This window comes from Streptomyces sp. NPDC091287 (assembly GCF_044768525.1).
Classification (GTDB): Bacteria; Actinomycetota; Actinomycetes; order Streptomycetales; family Streptomycetaceae; genus Streptomyces.
In genome coordinates this window covers 373,900-391,781 of the sequence record NZ_JBIVUV010000006.1, presented here as the reverse complement: position 1 = coordinate 391,781, position 17,882 = coordinate 373,900, and the positions used below count along the sequence as shown (strand labels likewise).

The window sequence follows — 17,882 nt, the reverse complement described above, 5'->3', positions numbered from 1 at the left end:
AGGCAGGCGCCGCGTTCAGTTCCGTACGCCGTTGTACGGGACGTCTTGTGGGGGCTCCCCCGGGCCGCGCGGCCCAGGGGGAACCCGGGTGGTGCTCAGACCAGCAGCGAGCGGTCCGTCGGGCGGATCGGCGCCGGCAGGGCGCTGGTCCCGGTCAGGAAGCGGTCCACTCCGCGGGCGGCGGAGCGGCCCTCGGCGATCGCCCAGACGATCAGCGACTGGCCGCGTCCCGCGTCACCGGCGACATAGACGCCGTCGACGTTGGTCGCGTAGTGCTCGTCGCGGGCGACGTTGCCGCGCTGGTCGAGCTCCAGGCCGAACTGCTGGACCAGACCGTTGGACTGGTCGGTTCCGGTGAAGCCCATGGCGAGGGTGACGAGCTGCGCGGGGATGCGCCGCTCCGTGCCGGGCTTCTGCTCCAGCTTACCGTCCTTGAACTCGACCTCCACCAGGTGGAGGGCCGCGACGTTTCCGTCCTCGTCGCCCTCGAAGTGGGTGGTGGAGACGGAGTAGACCCGCTCGCCGCCCTCCTCGTGCGCGGAGGTGACCTTGTAGAGCATCGGGAAGGTCGGCCACGGCTGGTTGGCGTTCCGGTCCTCGCCCGGCTTCGGCATGATCTCCAGCTGGGTGACGGAGGCCGCGCCCTGGCGGTGGGCGGTGCCGACGCAGTCGGCTCCGGTGTCGCCGCCGCCGATGACGACGACGTGCTTGCCGCCGGCGTGGATCGGGGCCACCGTCAGGTCGCCCTCCTGCACCTTGTTGGCGAGCGGCAGGTACTCCATCGCGAAGTGGATGCCGCCCAGCTCACGGCCGGGGACGGGCAGGTCGCGGGAGACGGTGGCGCCGGCCGCGATGACGACCGCGTCGTAGCGGCGGCGGAGCTTCGCGGCGTCGATGTCCTTGCCGATCTCCACCTCCGTACGGAACTTGGTGCCTTCCAGGCGCATCTGCTCGATGCGGCGGTTGATGTGCGACTTCTCCATCTTGAACTCGGGGATGCCGTAGCGGAGAAGACCCCCGATGCGGTCCGCGCGCTCGTAGACGGCGACGGTGTGGCCGGCCCGGGTCAGCTGCTGGGCGGCGGCGAGTCCCGCCGGGCCCGAGCCGATGACCGCGACGGTCTTGCCGGAGAGCCGCTCCGGCGGCTGCGGGGTGACGTCGCCGCTGTCCCACGCCTTGTCGATGATGGAGACTTCGACGTTCTTGATGGTGACGGCGGGCTGGTTGATGCCGAGCACGCACGCCGACTCGCAGGGGGCCGGGCACAGCCGCCCGGTGAACTCCGGGAAGTTGTTCGTGGCGTGCAGCCGCTCGGAGGCAGCGGTCCAGTCCTCGCGGTAGGCGTAGTCGTTCCACTCGGGGATGAGGTTTCCGAGCGGGCAGCCGTTGTGGCAGAACGGGATGCCGCAGTCCATGCAGCGGCCGGCCTGCTTGCTGATGATCGGGAGCAGGGAGCCCGGAACGTAGACCTCGTTCCAGTCCTTGACGCGCTCGGCCACGGGGCGGGTCTGGGCGACCTCGCGTCCGGTGGTCAGGAAGCCCTTGGGGTCAGCCATGGGTCGCCGCCTCCATCATCTTCTCGGTGGTCTCCTGCTCGGAGAGACCGGCGAGCTCAGCGGCGTCCTTGGCGGCGAGCACTGCCTTGTACGTGGACGGGATGATCTTGCTGAAGCGGGTCACGGAGGTGTCCCACTCGGTGAGGAGCTTCTCGGCGACGGTGGAGCCGGTCTCCTCGCGGTGGCGGCGCACGACGTCGTGCAGCCACTGCCGGTCGGTGTCGTCCAGTTCCTCGACCGCGCCGAGGTTGCCGACGTTGACGTTGTCGGGGTTCAGGTCGATGACGTACGCGACGCCGCCCGACATGCCGGCCGCGAAGTTGCGGCCGGTCTCGCCGAGGACGACGGCCTGGCCGCCGGTCATGTACTCGCAGCCGTGGTCGCCGACGCCCTCGGAGACGACGAGCGCACCGGAGTTGCGGACGCAGAAGCGTTCGCCGGTGCGGCCGCGCAGGAAGACCTCGCCGCCGGTCGCGCCGTAGCCGATGGTGTTGCCGGCGATGGTGGAGTACTCGGCGAGGTGGTCGGCGCCCCGGTCGGGGCGGACGATCACCCGGCCGCCGGAGAGGCCCTTGCCGACGTAGTCGTTGGCGTCGCCCTCCAGGCGCAGGGTCACTCCGCTCGGCAGGAACGCGCCGAAGGACTGGCCGGCCGAGCCGGTGAAGGTGATGTCGATGGTGTTCTCGGGCAGGCCGGAACCACCGAACTTCTTGGTCACCTCGTGGCCGAGCATGGTGCCGACGGTCCGGTTGATGTTGCGGATCGCGACCTGGGCGCGGACCGGCTGGGCGGCCTCGGGGGTCTCCGCCCCGAGGGCGTCGGCGGCCAGCTTGATCAGCTGGTTGTCGAGCGCCTTCGTCAGACCGTGGTCCTGCTCGACGATGCGGTGGCGGACCGCGCCCTCGGGCAGCTCGGGGACGTAGAAGAGCGGAGCCAGGTCCAGGCCCTGCGCCTTCCAGTGGGTGATCGCCCGGTCGGTGTCGAGGAGCTCGGCGTGGCCGACGGCCTCCTCGATGGTGCGGAAGCCCAGCTCGGCGAGGATCTCGCGGACCTCTTCGGCGATGAACTCGAAGAAGTTGACGATGTACTCGGCCTTGCCGGAGAACCGGTCGCGGAGCACCGGGTTCTGGGTGGCGATGCCGACCGGGCAGGTGTCCAGGTGGCAGACGCGCATCATGACGCAGCCGGAGACGACGAGCGGCGCGGTCGCGAAACCGAACTCCTCGGCGCCCAGCAGCGCGGCGATGACGACGTCGCGGCCGGTCTTGAGCTGGCCGTCGGTCTGCACGACGATGCGGTCGCGCAGGCCGTTGAGCAGCAGGGTCTGCTGGGTCTCGGCGAGGCCGAGCTCCCAGGGGCCGCCCGCGTGCTTGAGCGAGGTGAGCGGGGAGGCGCCCGTTCCGCCGTCGTGGCCGGAGATGAGGACGACGTCCGCGTGGGCCTTGGAGACACCGGCGGCGACCGTGCCGACGCCGACCTCGGAGACCAGCTTCACGTGGATCCGCGCCTGCGGGTTCGCGTTCTTCAGGTCGTGGATCAGCTGGGCGAGGTCTTCGATGGAGTAGATGTCGTGGTGCGGCGGCGGCGAGATGAGGCCGACGCCGGGCGTCGAGTGCCGCGTCTTGGCGACCCACGGGTAGACCTTGTGGCCGGGCAGCTGGCCGCCCTCGCCGGGCTTGGCGCCCTGCGCCATCTTGATCTGGATGTCGTCCGCGTTGACCAGGTATTCGCTGGTCACACCGAAGCGGCCGGAGGCGACCTGCTTGATGGAGGAGCGGCGCGCCGGGTCGTACAGGCGGTCCGGGTCCTCACCGCCCTCACCGGTGTTGGACTTGCCGCCGAGCTGGTTCATCGCGATGGCGAGCGTCTCGTGCGCCTCGCGGGAGATGGAGCCGTAGGACATGGCGCCGGTGGAGAAGCGCTTGACGATCTCGGAGGCGGGCTCGACCTCGTCGAGGGAGATCGGCTCGCGGCCGGAGTCGAAGCCGAAGAGGCCGCGGAGCGTCATGAGGCGCTCGGACTGCTCGTTCACCCGCTCCGTGTACTGCTTGAAGATGTCGTAGCGCCGGTTGCGGGTGGCGTGCTGGAGGCGGAAGACCGTCTCGGGGTCGAACAGGTGCGGTTCGCCCTCGCGCCGCCACTGGTACTCGCCGCCGATCTCCAGCGCGCGGTGCGAGGCCGCGATGCCGGAGGCGGGGTACGCCTTGGTGTGCCGGGCGGCGACCTCCTTGGCGACGACGTCCAGGCCGGCGCCGCCGATCTTGGTGGCGGTGCCGTTGAAGTACGTCGCGACGAAGGCCTCGTCGAGGCCGACGGCCTCGAAGACCTGGGCGCCGCGGTAGGAGGCGACGGTGGAGATGCCCATCTTGGACATGACCTTCAGGACGCCCTTGCCGAGCGCGTAGATCAGGTTCCGGATGGCCTGCTCGGCCTCGATGTTCTCGATGAAGGTGCCGGCGCGGACCAGGTCCTCGACGGACTCCATGGCGAGGTACGGGTTGACCGCGGCGGCGCCGTAGCCGATGAGCAGCGCGACGTGGTGGACCTCGCGGACGTCCCCGGCCTCGACCAGCAGGCCCACCTGGGTGCGCTGCTTGGTGCGGATGAGGTGGTGGTGGACGGCGGAGGTGAGCAGCAGCGAGGGGATCGGCGCGTGCTCGGCGTCGGAGTGCCGGTCGGAGAGGACGATCAGGCGGGCGCCGTCCTCTATGGCGGCGTCGACCTCGGTGCAGATCTGCTCGATCCGCGCGGCCAGCGCGTCGCCTCCGCCGCCGACCCGGTAGAGACCGGAGAGGGTGGCGGCCGTCATGCCCGGCATGTCGCCGTCGGCGTTGATGTGTATCAGCTTGGCGAGCTCGTCGTTGTCGATCACCGGGAAGGGCAGCGTGACGCTGCGGCACGCGGCGGCGGTCGGCTCCAGGATGTTGCCCTGGGGGCCCAGCGAGGAGCGCAGCGAGGTGACGAGCTCCTCGCGGATGGCGTCCAGCGGCGGGTTGGTGACCTGGGCGAACAGCTGGGTGAAGTAGTCGAAGAGCAGCCGGGGGCGCTCGGAGAGCGCGGCGATCGGCGAGTCGGTGCCCATGGAGCCGAGCGGCTCACCGGCGGTGCGGGCCATCGGGGCGAGGATGACGCGGAGCTCTTCCTCGGTGTAGCCGAAGGTCTGCTGGCGGCGGGTGACCGAGGCGTGGGTGTGCACGATGTGCTCACGCTCGGGCAGGTCGCTCAGCTCGATCTCGCCGGTCTCCAGCCACTCCTGGTAGGGCTGCTCGGCGGCGAGGGACGCCTTGATCTCGTCGTCCTCGATGATGCGGTGCTCGGCGGTGTCGACGAGGAACATCTTGCCGGGCTGGAGGCGGCCCTTGCGGACGACCTTCGCGGGGTCGATGTCCAGGACGCCGACCTCGGAGGAGAGCACGACGAGGCCGTCGTCGGTGACCCAGTAGCGGCCGGGGCGCAGACCGTTGCGGTCGAGGACCGCGCCGACCTGGACGCCGTCGGTGAAGGTCACGCAGGCCGGGCCGTCCCAGGGCTCCATCATCGTGGCGTGGTACTGGTAGAACGCGCGCCGGGCCGGGTCCATCGAGTCGTGGTTCTCCCACGCCTCGGGGACCATCATCAGCACCGAGTGCGGCAGCGAGCGCCCGCCGAGGTGGAGCAGCTCCAGGACCTCGTCGAAGGAGGCCGAGTCGGAGGCGTCCGGGGTGCAGACGGGGAAGATCCGGTCGAGCTGCGCCTGGCCGAAGAGTTCGGAGGCGAGCTGGGACTCGCGGGCCTTCATCCAGTTGCGGTTGCCCTTGACCGTGTTGATCTCGCCGTTGTGCGCGACGAAGCGGTACGGGTGGGCCAGCGGCCAGCTGGGGAAGGTGTTGGTGGAGAAGCGGGAGTGGACCAGGGCGACTGTGGAGGCGAAGCGGCGGTCGGAGAGGTCCGGGAAGAACGGCTCCAGCTGCCCGGTGGTGAGCATGCCCTTGTAGACGATGGTGCGGGCGGAGAGCGAGGGGAAGTACACCCCGGCCTCACGCTCGGCACGCTTGCGCAGGACGAAGGCCTTGCGGTCCAGGACGATGCCGGTGGACTCGCCGTCGGCGACGAAGACCTGGCGGAAGGTGGGCATGGTGGCGCGGGCGCCGTTGCCGAGAAGTGCGGGGGTGACCGGGACGTCGCGCCAGCCGAGGACCGTCAGGCCCTCCTGCGCGGCGATGTGCTCGATCGTCCGGACGGCCTCGGTGGAGTCGTCCGCGGGGAGGAAGGCGATGCCCACGGCATACGAGCCGGCCTCGGGAAGTTCGAAGGAGGTCTCGGCGCGGAGGAAGGCGTCCGGGACCTGGCAGAGAACGCCGGCGCCGTCGCCGGAGTCGGGCTCGGAGCCGGTGGCGCCGCGGTGTTCGAGGTTGCGCAGTACGGTCAGCGCCTGCTCGACCAGCTCATGGCTGGCCACACCGGTCAGAGTGGCCACGAACCCGACACCGCAGGCGTCGTGTTCGTTACGGGGGTCGTACATCCCCTGCTGGGCGGGGCGACCGTCCATGGGCGACCAGGCGTCGATACGCATCGGCTCTCCCGTCGTCGTCGTGGCATTTGCGGTGCCGAGGGACGACGTTGGCCCTCTGCGAAATTTCGTGCAGGTTACATGATGGGGCGCTTCTCAAGAAGCGGAAGGCGTGTTCCAACATGCGGACACCGTGGTGACCGGAAGTGACTGGGTGACCAGAAGTGACCGGGTTGACCAGGGGGTGGGTCGCGGTCGGAACGATCGGCGCCCGGGGACCCGCAGAGAGCAGGCGTCGTTGCCTGCGGTGTCTACGGCTATTTCCCGGCGGACACGGAATTGAAACCGCCGAGTAATGGCTACTTATGTGTAGCCCTGCATAGTGCCCCACTTTACGACCGCCCCGCGTCCTCCGCCCAGAGGGGTGCGTCACGACGTACGTCACACCGAGAGGTCGACGCAGGCGCCGGGAGGCGGAAAAGCCGCTGGTGGGGGCCGTTCCCCCTTGCTAGATTCAGGGCGTTTGTCAATGGACAGCAGGGGGGAACACATGCGCCGCATCAAGATCATCGGCATCGCACTCGTACCTACGCTCACCCTGACGCTCGGCGTCGTCGGCGCGGGCCTCACCACAGCCCTCGTCGTGGGGACTCCCGCCGCCTCCGCCGCCGAGCGGGCGTGGGGGACGCCCGCCGCGCTGACGGACGAGCGCGGCGCCAACACCGGCTCGGGTGTAAAGGTCACGACCGATGGCACCGCAGTCACGGTGTGGATCAGCGGTACCAAGGACGGCCCTCAGGAGCTGTGGGGCGCCACCCGCCCGGCCGGTGCCACCGCGTGGAGCGCTCCGGTCCGGATCGCCACCGATCAGCAACGTGTGTCCGACGTGCACCTGGTCATGGGCCTGGACGGCTCCGCCACCGTCTCCTGGGACCGCTTCACCTCGGATCGCTTCGACTCGCACAGCACCTCGGCGCTGCTGCCTGGCGCCGCGTCCTGGACGGCGCCCGCGCCGATCACGTCCGCGCTCTTCGGGTACGACCTCATGCTGGTGAGCGGTCCCGGCGGCCGCCTCACCGCTGTCTGGAACGGGAACCCGACCCCGGGCGAGGACGAGAGCGACGTGGGGGTCTTCACCTCCGACCTCGCGGAGCGGGGAGCCGCCTGGTCGCAGGCGGTGCAGATCAGCAGCGGGTCGGCCTACGAACTGCGGGCGGCAGCGGCGGGCGACGGCACGGTGACCGTCGCCTGGCAGGCCGACATCTCCGGACCGGAGGCGCTGCGGGTCTCGACCCGGGCGGCGGGGGCGGTCGCCTGGAGTGTCCCCGAGGTCATCAGGAACGACGACGCTTCGAACCCGGGCGAACTCGACGTGCAGGCCGCACCCGACGGCGCTGCCCTGGTCAGCTGGTCCGGGATCACTTCCGGCCGCTCCTTCGTCTACCGCCCGGCCGGCAGCACGACGTGGGGCCGGACCGAATACCTTCCCGTCGACGAGGCCAGGAACTCCACGCTCGCGCCGCAGCTCGAACCGGACGGCCGGGTGACGGCTCTCTGGGAATTCGAAGGCGCCCAGCTCCGGACGGCGAGCCGCGCGGTGAACGGGACGTGGTCGCCGATCCGCACCCTGGTCGAGAACAGCGAAGCGTCCAGGTTCTGGGTCCCCGACATCGGCCGGGACGGCTCACTCGCGGTCATGTGGACGACATTCGAAGGCGACCTGTGGGCGCTGGTCCGCTCGGAGGGCACCTGGCCCAAACCGCTGTACGTGGGTCGGGCCGACCTCCACACGGTGGGCTCCGTCGCCGCCGGCCCGGACGGCAGCGCGGTCGCCGTATGGAACAAGCGGCTCGGCACGACAAGTGACTACTACCCGATCGATCAGGTCTGGGCGACGGCCACCGGAGCGGCGAAGCCGACGCACCGGGACCACGTCGGCGACGACGGCTTCCCCGACCTCTACGCGCGGGGGACGAACGGTTCGCTGCGCGTGTACCGGGGCGACGCCGCGGGGAAGCTGCCGGGCACCGCCGACGGCGGGACCTGGCCCACGACCTCCACGCTGATCCCCTTCGGGGATCTCGACGGTGACGGGGCGAACGACACCCTGGTGACCAACAGCGCGGGCGACCTGTACCGCCACAGCCCGCAGCGGGGCAGCGTCGTCACGCCCCAGGGGCCGGCGAAGAAGATCGGCAGCGGCTGGAAGGCCTTCGACGGCCTGACCGGCTCCGGCGACTTCACGGCGGACGGCCGGCCCGACCTGGTGGCCCGGGAGACCGCGACCGGCGACCTGTACCTGTACGCGGGCACCGCCGCGGGCGGCCTCACCCGGACCGGAAAGATCGGCAACGGCTGGAAGAACCTGACCATCGTCGGCGCGGGGGACCTCAACGGCGACGGGCACGCCGATCTCGTCGCCCGCACCGCCGCGGGCGACCTGTACCGGTACGACGGCACCGGCAGGGGCGCCATCGGCAACGGCGTGAAGATCGGCACCGGCTGGGGCGGGATGGCCGACATCGTCGGCATCGGCGACCTCACCGGCGACGGCACGGACGACGTCCTGGGCCGTACGACGGGCGGAGACCTCTACCGGTACGCCGGCAACGGCACAGGGGGCATCGGCACGGGAGTCAAGATCGGCACCGGCTGGAAGAGCTTCGCCGGTATCCGGTAACGATCGTGAGTGAGCCGGCGAAGGCACGGCCCGAGGCGAGCCGTGCCTTTGCCGCGCACGGGAGAAACCGTCACCGGAGAGAACCGGGACCGGTGAAACGCGTACGCGGAGCGACCTGTACGCCGGAGGCGACCTGTACGCCGCGGGTTCCGGTACGCGCAGGTCTCCCGCGCTCCGCACCGGCCTGGCCGTACCGCCGGGGGAGGTGCTCCGTCAGCCGGCCGCCACACCGAACAAGGTGCCGAGTCCGTACGTCATCGTCGCCGCCGCGCCACCCAGGGCGAGCTGGCGCAGCCCGCTGAACCACCAGCTGCGGGCGGTCACCCGGGCCACCACCGCGCCGCAGGCGAACAGGCCGATCAGTGCGAGGAGCACCGCGGGCCACAGGGCGCTCGCGCCGAGGAGGTAGGGCAGGACGGGCAGCAGGGCGCCGAGCGCGAACGCGCCGAACGACGAGACGGCGGCCACGAGCGGCGAGGGCAGGTCGCCGGGGTCGATGCCGAGCTCCTCGCGGGCGTGGATCTCCAGCGCCTGCTCCGGGTCGCGCGACAGCTGCCGGGCGACCTCGCGGGCCAGCGGGGCGTCCACGCCGCGGGATTCGTAGAGGGCGGCCAGCTCGGCCATCTCGTCCTGGGGGTGCTTGCGGAGTTCGCGGCGCTCGACGTCGAGCTCGGCCTCGACGAGCTCACGCTGCGAGGCGACGGAGGTGTACTCGCCCGCCGCCATGGAGAAGGCCCCGGCCGCGAGCCCCGCCAGACCGGTGATCACGATGGTCTGCTGGGAGACGGCGCCGCCGGCGACCCCGGTCATCAGGGCGAGGTTGGAGACCAGACCGTCCATCGCGCCGAAGACGGCGGGGCGCAGCCAGCCGCCGTTCACATCCCGATGGGTGTGGTTGTCCCGGTGCGCCTCGTGCAGGACGGCTTCGGTCTCGATGATGGCCACGGCGTGCTTCTCCCCTTCGCTCCGGCGGGCCGTCACCCCGCCGTTCCCCGCTGAATACAACTTTCGACAAAGTCCAAACTACGCCGTCCGGATGACCGCCGCCAGCAAGCCAGGCCTGGCTTACCACCGCTCTGACCTGCGAAGAAAGGCCAGCCTTAGCTATCTGGGCCGTCATCCGCCTGGCCCCTTTCCCGGTGTTTCCCGCCTCCCTTCGCCCTCCGCGTGGCACAGATGCGGACAGAGCCCGGAAACGGCATCGGATCCGGACTCGGATGCGGATGCACACCGCCGGACGAGCGAAGGGCGACGCGATGAACACGGCCGTCGGCAATGACCGGGCCAGGGGTGCGCTGCTGGGACTGGCGGTCGGGGACGCGCTCGGCGCCCCGGCGGAGAACCTGCGGCCCTCCGAGATCCGCCGCCGCTGGGGGCGGATCGAGGGCTTCGTGAGCGATGATCCGGCGGGCACCGACGACACGGAGTACGCGATCTTCTCCGGGCTGCTGCTGGCCCGGCACGGCTCGGCGCTCGCCGTCTCCCATGTGGAGCGGGCCTGGCACCACTGGATCGCCGATCTGGACGAGGGCCCGTTCCGGGGGGCCGGGTTCAGCGAGCGCGGCACGCTGGAGAACCTGCGCCGGGGCCTGGCCGCGCCGATCTCGGCCCAGCACCGGCACGCCTGGAGCGACGGGCTCGCGATGCGGGCGGCCCCCTTCGGGGTCTTCGCGGCGGGCCGCCCCGCCGAGGCGGCCCGGCTGGTCGCGGTGGACGGCCGGGTCAGCCACGAGGGCGAGGGGATCTACGGGGGCCAGGCGGTCGCGGCCGGGGTGGCGGCGGCCATGGTCGGCTCGGGCCTCGCCTCGGTGATCGCGGCCGCGCTCTCGGTGGTCCCGATGGACTCCTGGACGGCCCGGTCGTTGCGCCGGGCGGTGGCGGCGGCCCAGCGGCCCTACCCCGACCGGCTCACGATGGAGCGGGCGGTGCGCTCGGCGGTGGTGATCGCCGGCTACCCGTGGACGGACCTCGCGCCGGAGGCGGTGGGCCTGGCGTTCGGGGCGTTCACGGCGGCGCGCGGGGACTTCCGGACGGCGGTGCTCACGGCCGTCAACATGGGCCGCGACGCGGACACGACGGCGGCGGTGGCGGGCGCCCTGGCCGGGGCGCTGAACGGGGAGAGCGCCATCCCGCCGGACTGGGCGGGCGCGATCGGCCCGGTCCGGGGCAGCTGCCTGCCCTCGATGCGCGGATACCACGTGCTGGACATCGCGGAACTGCTGACCCCGGAGGACCCGGACGGGACCGGGTCGGCGGGGTCCGCGCAGGAGCGGGGCGGCGGCCGCGAGCCGTCGGCCGTACGGGACCTGGCGGCGGTGGCGGCTCCCTTCGGGGCCGTACGGGACATGGCGTCCGCGGCGGCCTCCTCCGTACCCGTAGGGGAGGACCGGCGATGACGACGTCGGGCGAGGCGACCGGAGGCGGACCGGCCGTGACCACGCCACGCGGAGGGCCCGCGGGAGGCCCGGCGGAGACGGCACGCGACGCGGCCGGGCCGACGGCCGCCCCCGGGGCCCCCACCCCCTCCCGCCGCGCCCGGATCGAGGGGCTGCTGCTCGGTCTCGCGGCGGGCGACGCCGCCGGGTGGCCCGCCGCCCGGCACCGGGCGGCCCGGATGCCCGAGTGGACCCGGCGGCTCACCCGGGAGCTGGACACCTTCGCCGAGCAGAACGCCACCACCACGCTCCCGGTGCCCATCGCCCTCAACCAGCCGCCCGAGCCGCTGCGGCTCGGCCCGTCCGACGACGCCGAGTGGGCCGCGTTCGCCGCCCGTACGGTGCTGGCGGCGGCCGACGACGCGGTGGGCCTGGCCCCCGGCCGCCGGATGCGGGACGCGGTCGACCGGGCCTGGAACGCGCTGGCCGCCACCGTCGCCGCCGCCAGCGCCCGGGCCCCCGAGGTCGAGGCCGCGGTACTCCCGCTGCGGGCCCGGATCTCGGTGCGGGCCGGGCTCGGCAACCTGGCCGCCGGGCTGCGGCCCCCCGCCAGCGGGCACGACAACCCGCACTACTTCGACGACGCCGCCTGCGTACGGGCCGCCGTCCTCGCCGTGGTCCACCCGGGCGACCCGGAAGAGGCGGCGGCGCTCGCCGAGTTCGACGCCCGCTACACCCAGGACGGCGACGGGGTGCACGGGGCACGGGCCGTGGCCGCCGCGATCGCCGTGGCACTGGCCGGGGCGGACGTCGACACCGTGGTGAACGCGGCCCTCGCCCAGCTCCCCGAGGGCACCGAGATCGCCCGCAACGCCGCGCACGCCGTCCGCCTGGCCCGGGAGTTCGCGGACGAGCCCGCCGGGGCGTTCGCCCTGGTCCCGGTGTTGGAACACCAGATCGTGGACCACGTCTACAGCTACGGGATCGCGGCGGCGGAGACCGTTCCGGTCGCCCTGGCCCTCACCACCGCGGCCCGGGGCGAGATCGCCCAGGCGATCCCTGCCGCCGCCTGCCTGTCCCGGGTCGCGGACTCCGCGCCCGCCCTGGCCGGGGCACTGACCGGGGCGATCGGCTCGGTCACCGCCGTGCCGGCGGGCTGGCGCGAGGCGTGCCGAACGCTGGCGGGCTGTGCGCTGCCCCGGCTCGCGGGCACGGACCTGATCGAACTCGCCGGGCTGCTGGCAGCCACGGAACCGGCCACCTCGGGTGGACAATTCCGGCATGACGCCCACAACGGCCATGGAAGCCGCCCTCTCGGCCCCGCGCCCCTCCCCCACCACGCCAGGACTCGATGAACGCATCCGCCGGGCCCTCGTCGGAGCCGCCGTCGGCGACGCCCTCGGCGGCCCGGTCGAGGGCTGGACCCCCGAGCAGATCGCCGAGCGCCACGGCGGCCGGGTGACCGGGGTCGTCGGCCCCTGGTACGGCGAGGACTGGCGCACCGCGCGCCCCATCGCCCCGTACCACAAGGGCGACGGACACGTCACCGACGACACCCTGATGACCCACGCCCTGATCCGGGTCTACGACCGGGTCCGCGACCACCTCGACGCGTACGCCGTCGCGGACCACCTCGTCCCGGACCTGCTGTCGCCCCGCTGGATCCCGGAGCTGGAGGCACAGGCCCTCCCCCTCCAGCGGATCTTCCTGGCGGAGAAGTGGATCGTGGCCCGGCTGCACTACGGGCACGTCGACCCGCGCGAGGCCGGTGCGGGCAACATCGTCAACTGCGGGGCGGCGATGTACATGGCCCCGGTCGGGCTGGTCAACGCCGGTCACCCGGAGGCCGCGTACGCCGAGGCGCTGGAGGTCGCGGCCCCCCACCAGTCCTCCTACGGCCGGGAGGCCGCCGGGGTCTTCGCCGCCGCCGTCGCCGCCGCCTGCCGCCCGGGCGCCACCCCCGGCACCGTGGTCGACGCGGCCCTCTCCACGGCCAGGGACGGCACCCGGTCCGCGATCGAGGCGGTCGCCGAAGTGGCCGTGCGCCACGAGGACTTCGAATCCGCGCTCGCCCCGCTGCGGGCGGCCGTGGAGCCCTTCGACACGGTCGGCCCCGACTACCGGAACCCCTCGCTCGGCGCACGCCGCCCCTCCCGGCTGCACGCCATCGAGGAACTTCCCATCGCGCTCGGGATGTTGCTGGTCGGGGGCGGTGACTACGGGCGTACGGTGCTCGGTTCGGTGAACTACGGGCGGGACTGCGACTCCATCGCAACGATGAGCGGGGCGATCGTGGGCGCGCTGGGCGGCGAGGTCCCCGCCGACTGGGCCGCCACGGTCGCGGAGGCGAGCCGGCTGGACCTGGACGCCCCGGCGGGGGTGCTGGCACAGGTGGCCCGGGAGGTCTTCGCCCGGGACCTGGAGCGCCGCCGGGCCCATGAGCAGGCGTTCGGCGCGCTGGCCGGCGAGCGGTGAACGTCCGTCTCACCTGGGTGCAGCCCGAGGACCTGGTCGGTCACGAGCTGCGGCAGGCCGCGCAGGACGGCCGGGACGCCCGGGAGATCGAGGAGCGGTGGTACGCGGCCGGGGGCGCCCCCGCCCCGGGCCGGGCCGGCGCCTCCGAGCCGCCGGCACCGCCGCGCCTGCGCGCACTGGCTGAACTGCTTCTCGACGAACTCGCGCTGCTGGATTCGCCGTTGGCGGCGGACGAGCCGACCGGGCTGGACGAGATCGTGGCCGCCTGCCCGCACTGGCCCAGCCCGGTGGACAGCGCGCCCGTCGTCGGCCGGGACCGACTGCACGCGGCGTGGCTCGGCCGGGCGGCGGGCTGCCTGCTCGGCAAACCGGTCGAGAAGCTGCCCCTGGACGGCATCCGCGCCCTGGCCCGCGCCACCGGCAACTGGCCCCTGACCAGCTGGTTCACCGCACACGGCGTACCCGCCGAACTGCTGGCCGCCCACCCCTGGAACCGCCGCTCGGCCCCCACGTCCCTGGCCGAGAACATCGACGGCATGCCGGAGGACGACGACCTCAACCACCCGCTTCTCACCCTGTTGTTGCTCCAACGGCACGGCCGCTCCTTCACCACCGCCGACCTGGCCCGGCTCTGGCTCGACGCACTGCCGGCCGGGCGGACCTTCACCGCCGAGCGCATCGCGTACGGCAACCTCCTCGCGGGCGTCGAGCCCCCGGGGACCGCCCGCCGCCGCAACCCGTTCCGGGAGTGGATCGGCGCGCAGATCCGGGCCGACGTGCACGGCTGGACGCACCCCGGCGACCCGGCCGGAGCCGCCGCCCAGGCCCACCGCGACGCGGTCCTCACCCACACCGGCAACGGGGTCTACGGCGCGATGTTCACAGCGGCAGCCCTCGCCGTCGCGGCCGGCGGCGAGAGCGATGTGCACGGCTGCCTGGCCGCCGGACTGCGGGTGGTGCCGCCACATTCGCGGTACGCCCGCGCGATCCGCCTCGGCATCGAAACGGCCCGTACGGAAGGGGAGTTCGACGTCGTCGTGGACCGGCTGCACGCCGTCTACGCGGACACCCACCACTGGGTGCACGTGCTGCCCAACGCCGCGCTGCTGGCCGCCGCCCTCACCCACGCCGACGGCGACTTCACCCGGTCGATCGGCCTCGCGGTCTCCGGCGGCTGGGACACCGACTCCAACGGAGCGACCGCCGGATCGCTGGCCGGACTCCTCGCGGGCGGGCCGGACGCCCTGCCCGACCACTGGACGGCTCCGCTGAAGAACCGGCTCGCCACCTCCGTACCCGGCTTCGACCGGACCGGGTTCGACACCCTCGCCGCACTGACCCACCAGGAGGCTCTGCGCCCATGACCCGCATCGCGGTGCTCGGCAGCACCAATATGGACCTCGTCGCCTACACCGCCCGCGCCCCGGGACGCGGCGAGACCGTCACCGGACGGGAGTTCCGGACGGTCCCCGGCGGCAAGGGCGCCAACCAGGCCGTCGCCGCCGCCCGCGCGGGCGGGGAGGTGACGATGATCGGCGCGGTCGGCGACGACGCCTACGGCACCCTGCTGCGCGACGGCCTCGAACACGCGGGGGTGGACACCGACCTCCTGCACACCGCCGAGGGCCCCAGCGGCACCGCGCACATCGTGGTGGACGACAGCGGGGCCAACGCGATCGTGGTGGTCCCCGGCGCGAACGGCGTCGTCACCGCGCTCGGGCCCGGGGAGATCGCGGCGATCGCCGCGGCGGATCTGCTGCTGATGCAGCTCGAACTCCCCCTGTCCGCCGTGGTGGAGGGAGCCCGCGCGGCCCGCGCCCAAGGTGTACGGACCATCCTCACCCCCTCCCCCGCACAGCCCTTGCCTGATGAACTCCTCGACCACATCGACCTGTTGGTGCCCAACGAGCACGAGGCCGCCGAGCTGTCCGGGCAGGAGGAACCGCACGCCGCCGCCCAGATCCTGCTCCGCCTGGTGCCCGAGGTCATCGTCACGCTCGGTGCGAAGGGCTGCCTGTACGCGGCCCGGGGCGGCGAGCCGGTGCTCTTCGAGGCCCCTTCGGTGATCGCCGTCGACACGACCGGCGCCGGGGACACCTTCGTCGGGGCGCTGGCCGTGGCGCTCGGCGAGGGGCGGCCGGTGGCCGAAGCCGTGGCGTTCGCCTCCTCGGCCGCCGCGCTCTGCGTCCAGAAACCCGGCGCGTCCACGTCCATGCCCTACCGCAGCGAGATCGAGGCCTCATGAGCGCCACCGCAGCAGGACCCCTGACCGGGCTGAAGGTCATCGACCTGGCCACCCTCTTCGCCGGACCGCTCGCGGCCACCATGCTCGGGGACTTCGGCGCCGATGTGATCAAGGTCGAGCACCCCCGTAAACCGGACCCCTCACGCGGGCACGGGCCCGCCAAGGACGGGATCGGCCTGTGGTGGAAGCTGCTCGGCCGCAACAAGCGCACCCTGACCCTCGACCTGTCCGCGCCCGGCGGCCGGGACGTGTTGGTGGAGTTGGCCGCCGAGACGGATGTGATCATCGAGAACTTCCGGCCCGGGACCCTGGAGCGCTGGGGCCTGGGCCCCGAGGAGCTGCACGCCGTCAACCCGCGTCTGGTGCTGGCCCGGGTCACCGGCTTCGGCCAGTTCGGCCCGTACGCCCACCGCCCCGGCTTCGGCACGCTCGCCGAGGCGATGAGCGGCTTCGCGGCGATCACCGGGGAGCCGGACGGACCGCCGACGCTGCCGCCGTTCGGGCTCGCGGACTCCATCGCGGCGCTGGCCACGGCGTACGCGGTGATGGCCGCGCTCGCCGGGCGGGAGAAGACCGGCGAGGGGCAGGTGGTGGATCTGGCGATCATCGAGCCGATCCTCACCGTGCTGGGCCCGCAGCCGCTCTGGTACGACCAGCTCGGTTACGTCCAGCCGCGCACCGGCAACCGCTCCCGCAACAACGCCCCGCGCAACACCTACCGCACCGCCGACGGCCACTGGGTCGCGGTCTCCACCTCCGCCCAGTCCGTCGCCGAGCGGGTGATGCGCCTCGTCGGGCGCCCGGAGCTGATCGACGAGCCGTGGTTCGGCGCGGGCACCACCCGGGCCGAACACACCGAGGAGCTGGACGCGGCCGTGGGCCACTGGATCTCCCGGCACAGCCGCGAGGAGGTGCTCAACGGCTTCGAGAAGGCGGAGGCGGCCGTCGCGCCGATCCACGACGTACGGGAGGTGATGGAGGACCCGCAGTACCGGGCGCTGGACACCGTCACCGAGGTCGACGACCCGGAGCTGGGGCCGCTGCGGATGCAGAACGTCCTCTTCCGGCTCTCGGAGACCCCCGGCGGGATCCGGTGGGCCGGCCGGCCGCACGGCGCGGACACCGAGGAGATCCTGGCCGGCCTCGGCCTCTCGGAGACCCGGATCGCGGCGCTGCGCGACCAGGGGGCGCTGTGACGGGCCGGCCGATCCCGGCCCCGCCGCTGCCGGACGGCCCGCCGCCGCCCGTCGGCCGGCCGCCGCTGACCTGGCTGTACGTGCCCGGGGACCGGCCGGAGGTGGTGGCCAAGGCGCTGGGCAGCGGGGCGGACGTGGTGATCGTCGATCTGGAGGACGCCGTCGCCCCGGACCGTAAGGAGTACGCACGCTCCGCCACCGCCGAACTCCTCGGCGACCAGGTCACGGCGGCTCCGGACGCGGTGCCGGTCCATGTCCGGGTGCACGGCGAGGACGACATCCGGGCGCTGGCGGAGCTGCCTGGCCTGGCCGCGTTCCGGCTGCCGAAGATCACCCACGCGGTCTCGGTGTCCCATGTGGCGGCCGTGGCCCCGGGCGTACCGCTGTATCCGCTGCTGGAGTCGGCGCTCGCGGTCGAGCACGCGTACTCGATCGCCTCGGCCCATCACGCCGTGCACGGCATCGCCCTGGGCGAGGCGGACCTGCGGGCGGACCTGGGCGTACGGGAGGACGTCGGGCTCGACTGGCCGCGCAGCCGCGTCGTGATGGCGGCCCGGGCGGCGGCCCTTCCGCCGCCCGCCCAGTCGGTGTTCCCGGACGTCCGGGACCTGGACGGGCTGTGGACCTCGTGCGGGCGGGGGCGGGCGCTCGGGCTGCTGGGCCGGGCGGCGATCCACCCGCGGCAACTGCCGGTGATCGAGCGGGCGTTCCGGCCGACGGCCGAGGAGATCGAGGCGGCCGAGGAGATCGTCGCGGCCTCGGCGGTGGAGGAGGGGGCGCTGGCGCTGCCGGACGGGAGGTTCGTGGACGCGGCGGTGGTGGCGTCCGCCCGCAGAACGATTGCGCTCGCCGGGCGGGCCTGAGAC

11 protein-coding genes are annotated in these 17,882 nt (G+C 73.0%); 8 read left to right on the top strand and 3 right to left on the bottom strand.

Annotated elements, in window-relative coordinates; all coding sequences use genetic code 11:
* Positions 1–95: 95 nt before the first annotated feature.
* Complete coding sequence (locus tag ACIQRW_RS12880; RefSeq protein WP_210933111.1) at positions 96–1,556, bottom strand: glutamate synthase subunit beta; 1,461 nt, start codon at positions 1,554–1,556, stop codon at positions 96–98.
* Positions 1,549–6,108, bottom strand: a complete 4,560-nt coding sequence (gene gltB / locus ACIQRW_RS12875) for a glutamate synthase large subunit (RefSeq protein ID WP_403758266.1) — start codon at positions 6,106–6,108, stop codon at positions 1,549–1,551. Before gltB ends, ACIQRW_RS12880 begins: the two co-directional genes overlap by 8 nt.
* Positions 6,109–6,595: 487 nt before the next feature.
* Here gltB and ACIQRW_RS12870 point away from each other — a divergent pair, with 487 nt between their 5' ends.
* Positions 6,596–8,725, top strand: a complete 2,130-nt coding sequence (locus tag ACIQRW_RS12870; protein WP_403758263.1) for an FG-GAP repeat domain-containing protein — start codon at positions 6,596–6,598, stop codon at positions 8,723–8,725.
* Between the two features lie 213 nt (positions 8,726–8,938).
* Here the strand turns inward: ACIQRW_RS12870 and ACIQRW_RS12865 are convergent, their stop codons facing one another.
* The gene (locus ACIQRW_RS12865; protein ID WP_403758260.1) at positions 8,939–9,670 is read right to left on the bottom strand and encodes a VIT1/CCC1 transporter family protein; all 732 of its coding nucleotides are present in this window, start codon (positions 9,668–9,670) and stop codon (positions 8,939–8,941) included.
* A gap of 311 nt (positions 9,671–9,981) precedes the next feature.
* Here ACIQRW_RS12865 and ACIQRW_RS12860 point away from each other — a divergent pair, with 311 nt between their 5' ends.
* Genes ACIQRW_RS12860 through ACIQRW_RS12830 form a run of 7 tightly spaced genes read left to right on the top strand, consistent with a single transcriptional unit; the run spans position 9,982 to position 17,879 of the window.
* Positions 9,982–11,121 carry an ADP-ribosylglycohydrolase family protein gene (locus tag ACIQRW_RS12860; RefSeq protein ID WP_403758257.1) on the top strand — a complete coding sequence of 380 codons (1,140 nt, stop codon included), beginning with the start codon at positions 9,982–9,984 and terminating at the stop codon, positions 11,119–11,121.
* Positions 11,118–12,455, top strand: coding sequence for an ADP-ribosylglycohydrolase family protein (locus tag ACIQRW_RS12855; protein WP_403758254.1), 1,338 nt, complete (start codon positions 11,118–11,120; stop codon positions 12,453–12,455). The genes ACIQRW_RS12860 and ACIQRW_RS12855 overlap by 4 nt, the downstream gene beginning before the upstream one ends.
* Complete coding sequence (locus ACIQRW_RS12850; protein ID WP_403758251.1) at positions 12,382–13,575, top strand: ADP-ribosylglycohydrolase family protein; 1,194 nt, start codon at positions 12,382–12,384, stop codon at positions 13,573–13,575. Before ACIQRW_RS12855 ends, ACIQRW_RS12850 begins: the two co-directional genes overlap by 74 nt.
* Positions 13,572–14,939 carry an ADP-ribosylglycohydrolase family protein gene (locus tag ACIQRW_RS12845; RefSeq protein WP_403758248.1) on the top strand — a complete coding sequence of 456 codons (1,368 nt, stop codon included), beginning with the start codon at positions 13,572–13,574 and terminating at the stop codon, positions 14,937–14,939. The genes ACIQRW_RS12850 and ACIQRW_RS12845 overlap by 4 nt, the downstream gene beginning before the upstream one ends.
* Positions 14,936–15,820 carry a ribokinase gene (rbsK, locus tag ACIQRW_RS12840; RefSeq protein WP_403758245.1) on the top strand — a complete coding sequence of 295 codons (885 nt, stop codon included), beginning with the start codon at positions 14,936–14,938 and terminating at the stop codon, positions 15,818–15,820. The genes ACIQRW_RS12845 and rbsK overlap by 4 nt, the downstream gene beginning before the upstream one ends.
* A complete protein-coding gene (locus tag ACIQRW_RS12835; RefSeq protein ID WP_403758242.1) occupies positions 15,817–17,016 on the top strand; it encodes a CaiB/BaiF CoA transferase family protein in 1,200 nt (399 codons plus the stop codon). Before rbsK ends, ACIQRW_RS12835 begins: the two co-directional genes overlap by 4 nt.
* Positions 17,013–17,879 carry an HpcH/HpaI aldolase/citrate lyase family protein gene (locus ACIQRW_RS12830; protein ID WP_403758239.1) on the top strand — a complete coding sequence of 289 codons (867 nt, stop codon included), beginning with the start codon at positions 17,013–17,015 and terminating at the stop codon, positions 17,877–17,879. The genes ACIQRW_RS12835 and ACIQRW_RS12830 overlap by 4 nt, the downstream gene beginning before the upstream one ends.
* Positions 17,880–17,882 lie beyond the last annotated feature (3 nt).

What these genes read in the sequence shown, in the direction of transcription:
- gltB (WP_403758266.1), bottom strand. Translation starts at nt 6,108, where the DNA reads ATGCGTATCGACGCCTGGTCGCCCATGGACGGTCGCCCCGCCCAGCAG.
- ACIQRW_RS12880 (WP_210933111.1), bottom strand. Translation starts at nt 1,556, where the DNA reads ATGGCTGACCCCAAGGGCTTCCTGACCACCGGACGCGAGGTCGCCCAG.
- ACIQRW_RS12860 (WP_403758257.1), top strand. Translation starts at nt 9,982, where the DNA reads ATGAACACGGCCGTCGGCAATGACCGGGCCAGGGGTGCGCTGCTGGGA.
- ACIQRW_RS12835 (WP_403758242.1), top strand. Translation starts at nt 15,817, where the DNA reads ATGAGCGCCACCGCAGCAGGACCCCTGACCGGGCTGAAGGTCATCGAC.
- ACIQRW_RS12870 (WP_403758263.1), top strand. Translation starts at nt 6,596, where the DNA reads ATGCGCCGCATCAAGATCATCGGCATCGCACTCGTACCTACGCTCACC.
- ACIQRW_RS12850 (WP_403758251.1), top strand. Translation starts at nt 12,382, where the DNA reads ATGACGCCCACAACGGCCATGGAAGCCGCCCTCTCGGCCCCGCGCCCC.
- rbsK (WP_403758245.1), top strand. Translation starts at nt 14,936, where the DNA reads ATGACCCGCATCGCGGTGCTCGGCAGCACCAATATGGACCTCGTCGCC.
- ACIQRW_RS12855 (WP_403758254.1), top strand. Translation starts at nt 11,118, where the DNA reads ATGACGACGTCGGGCGAGGCGACCGGAGGCGGACCGGCCGTGACCACG.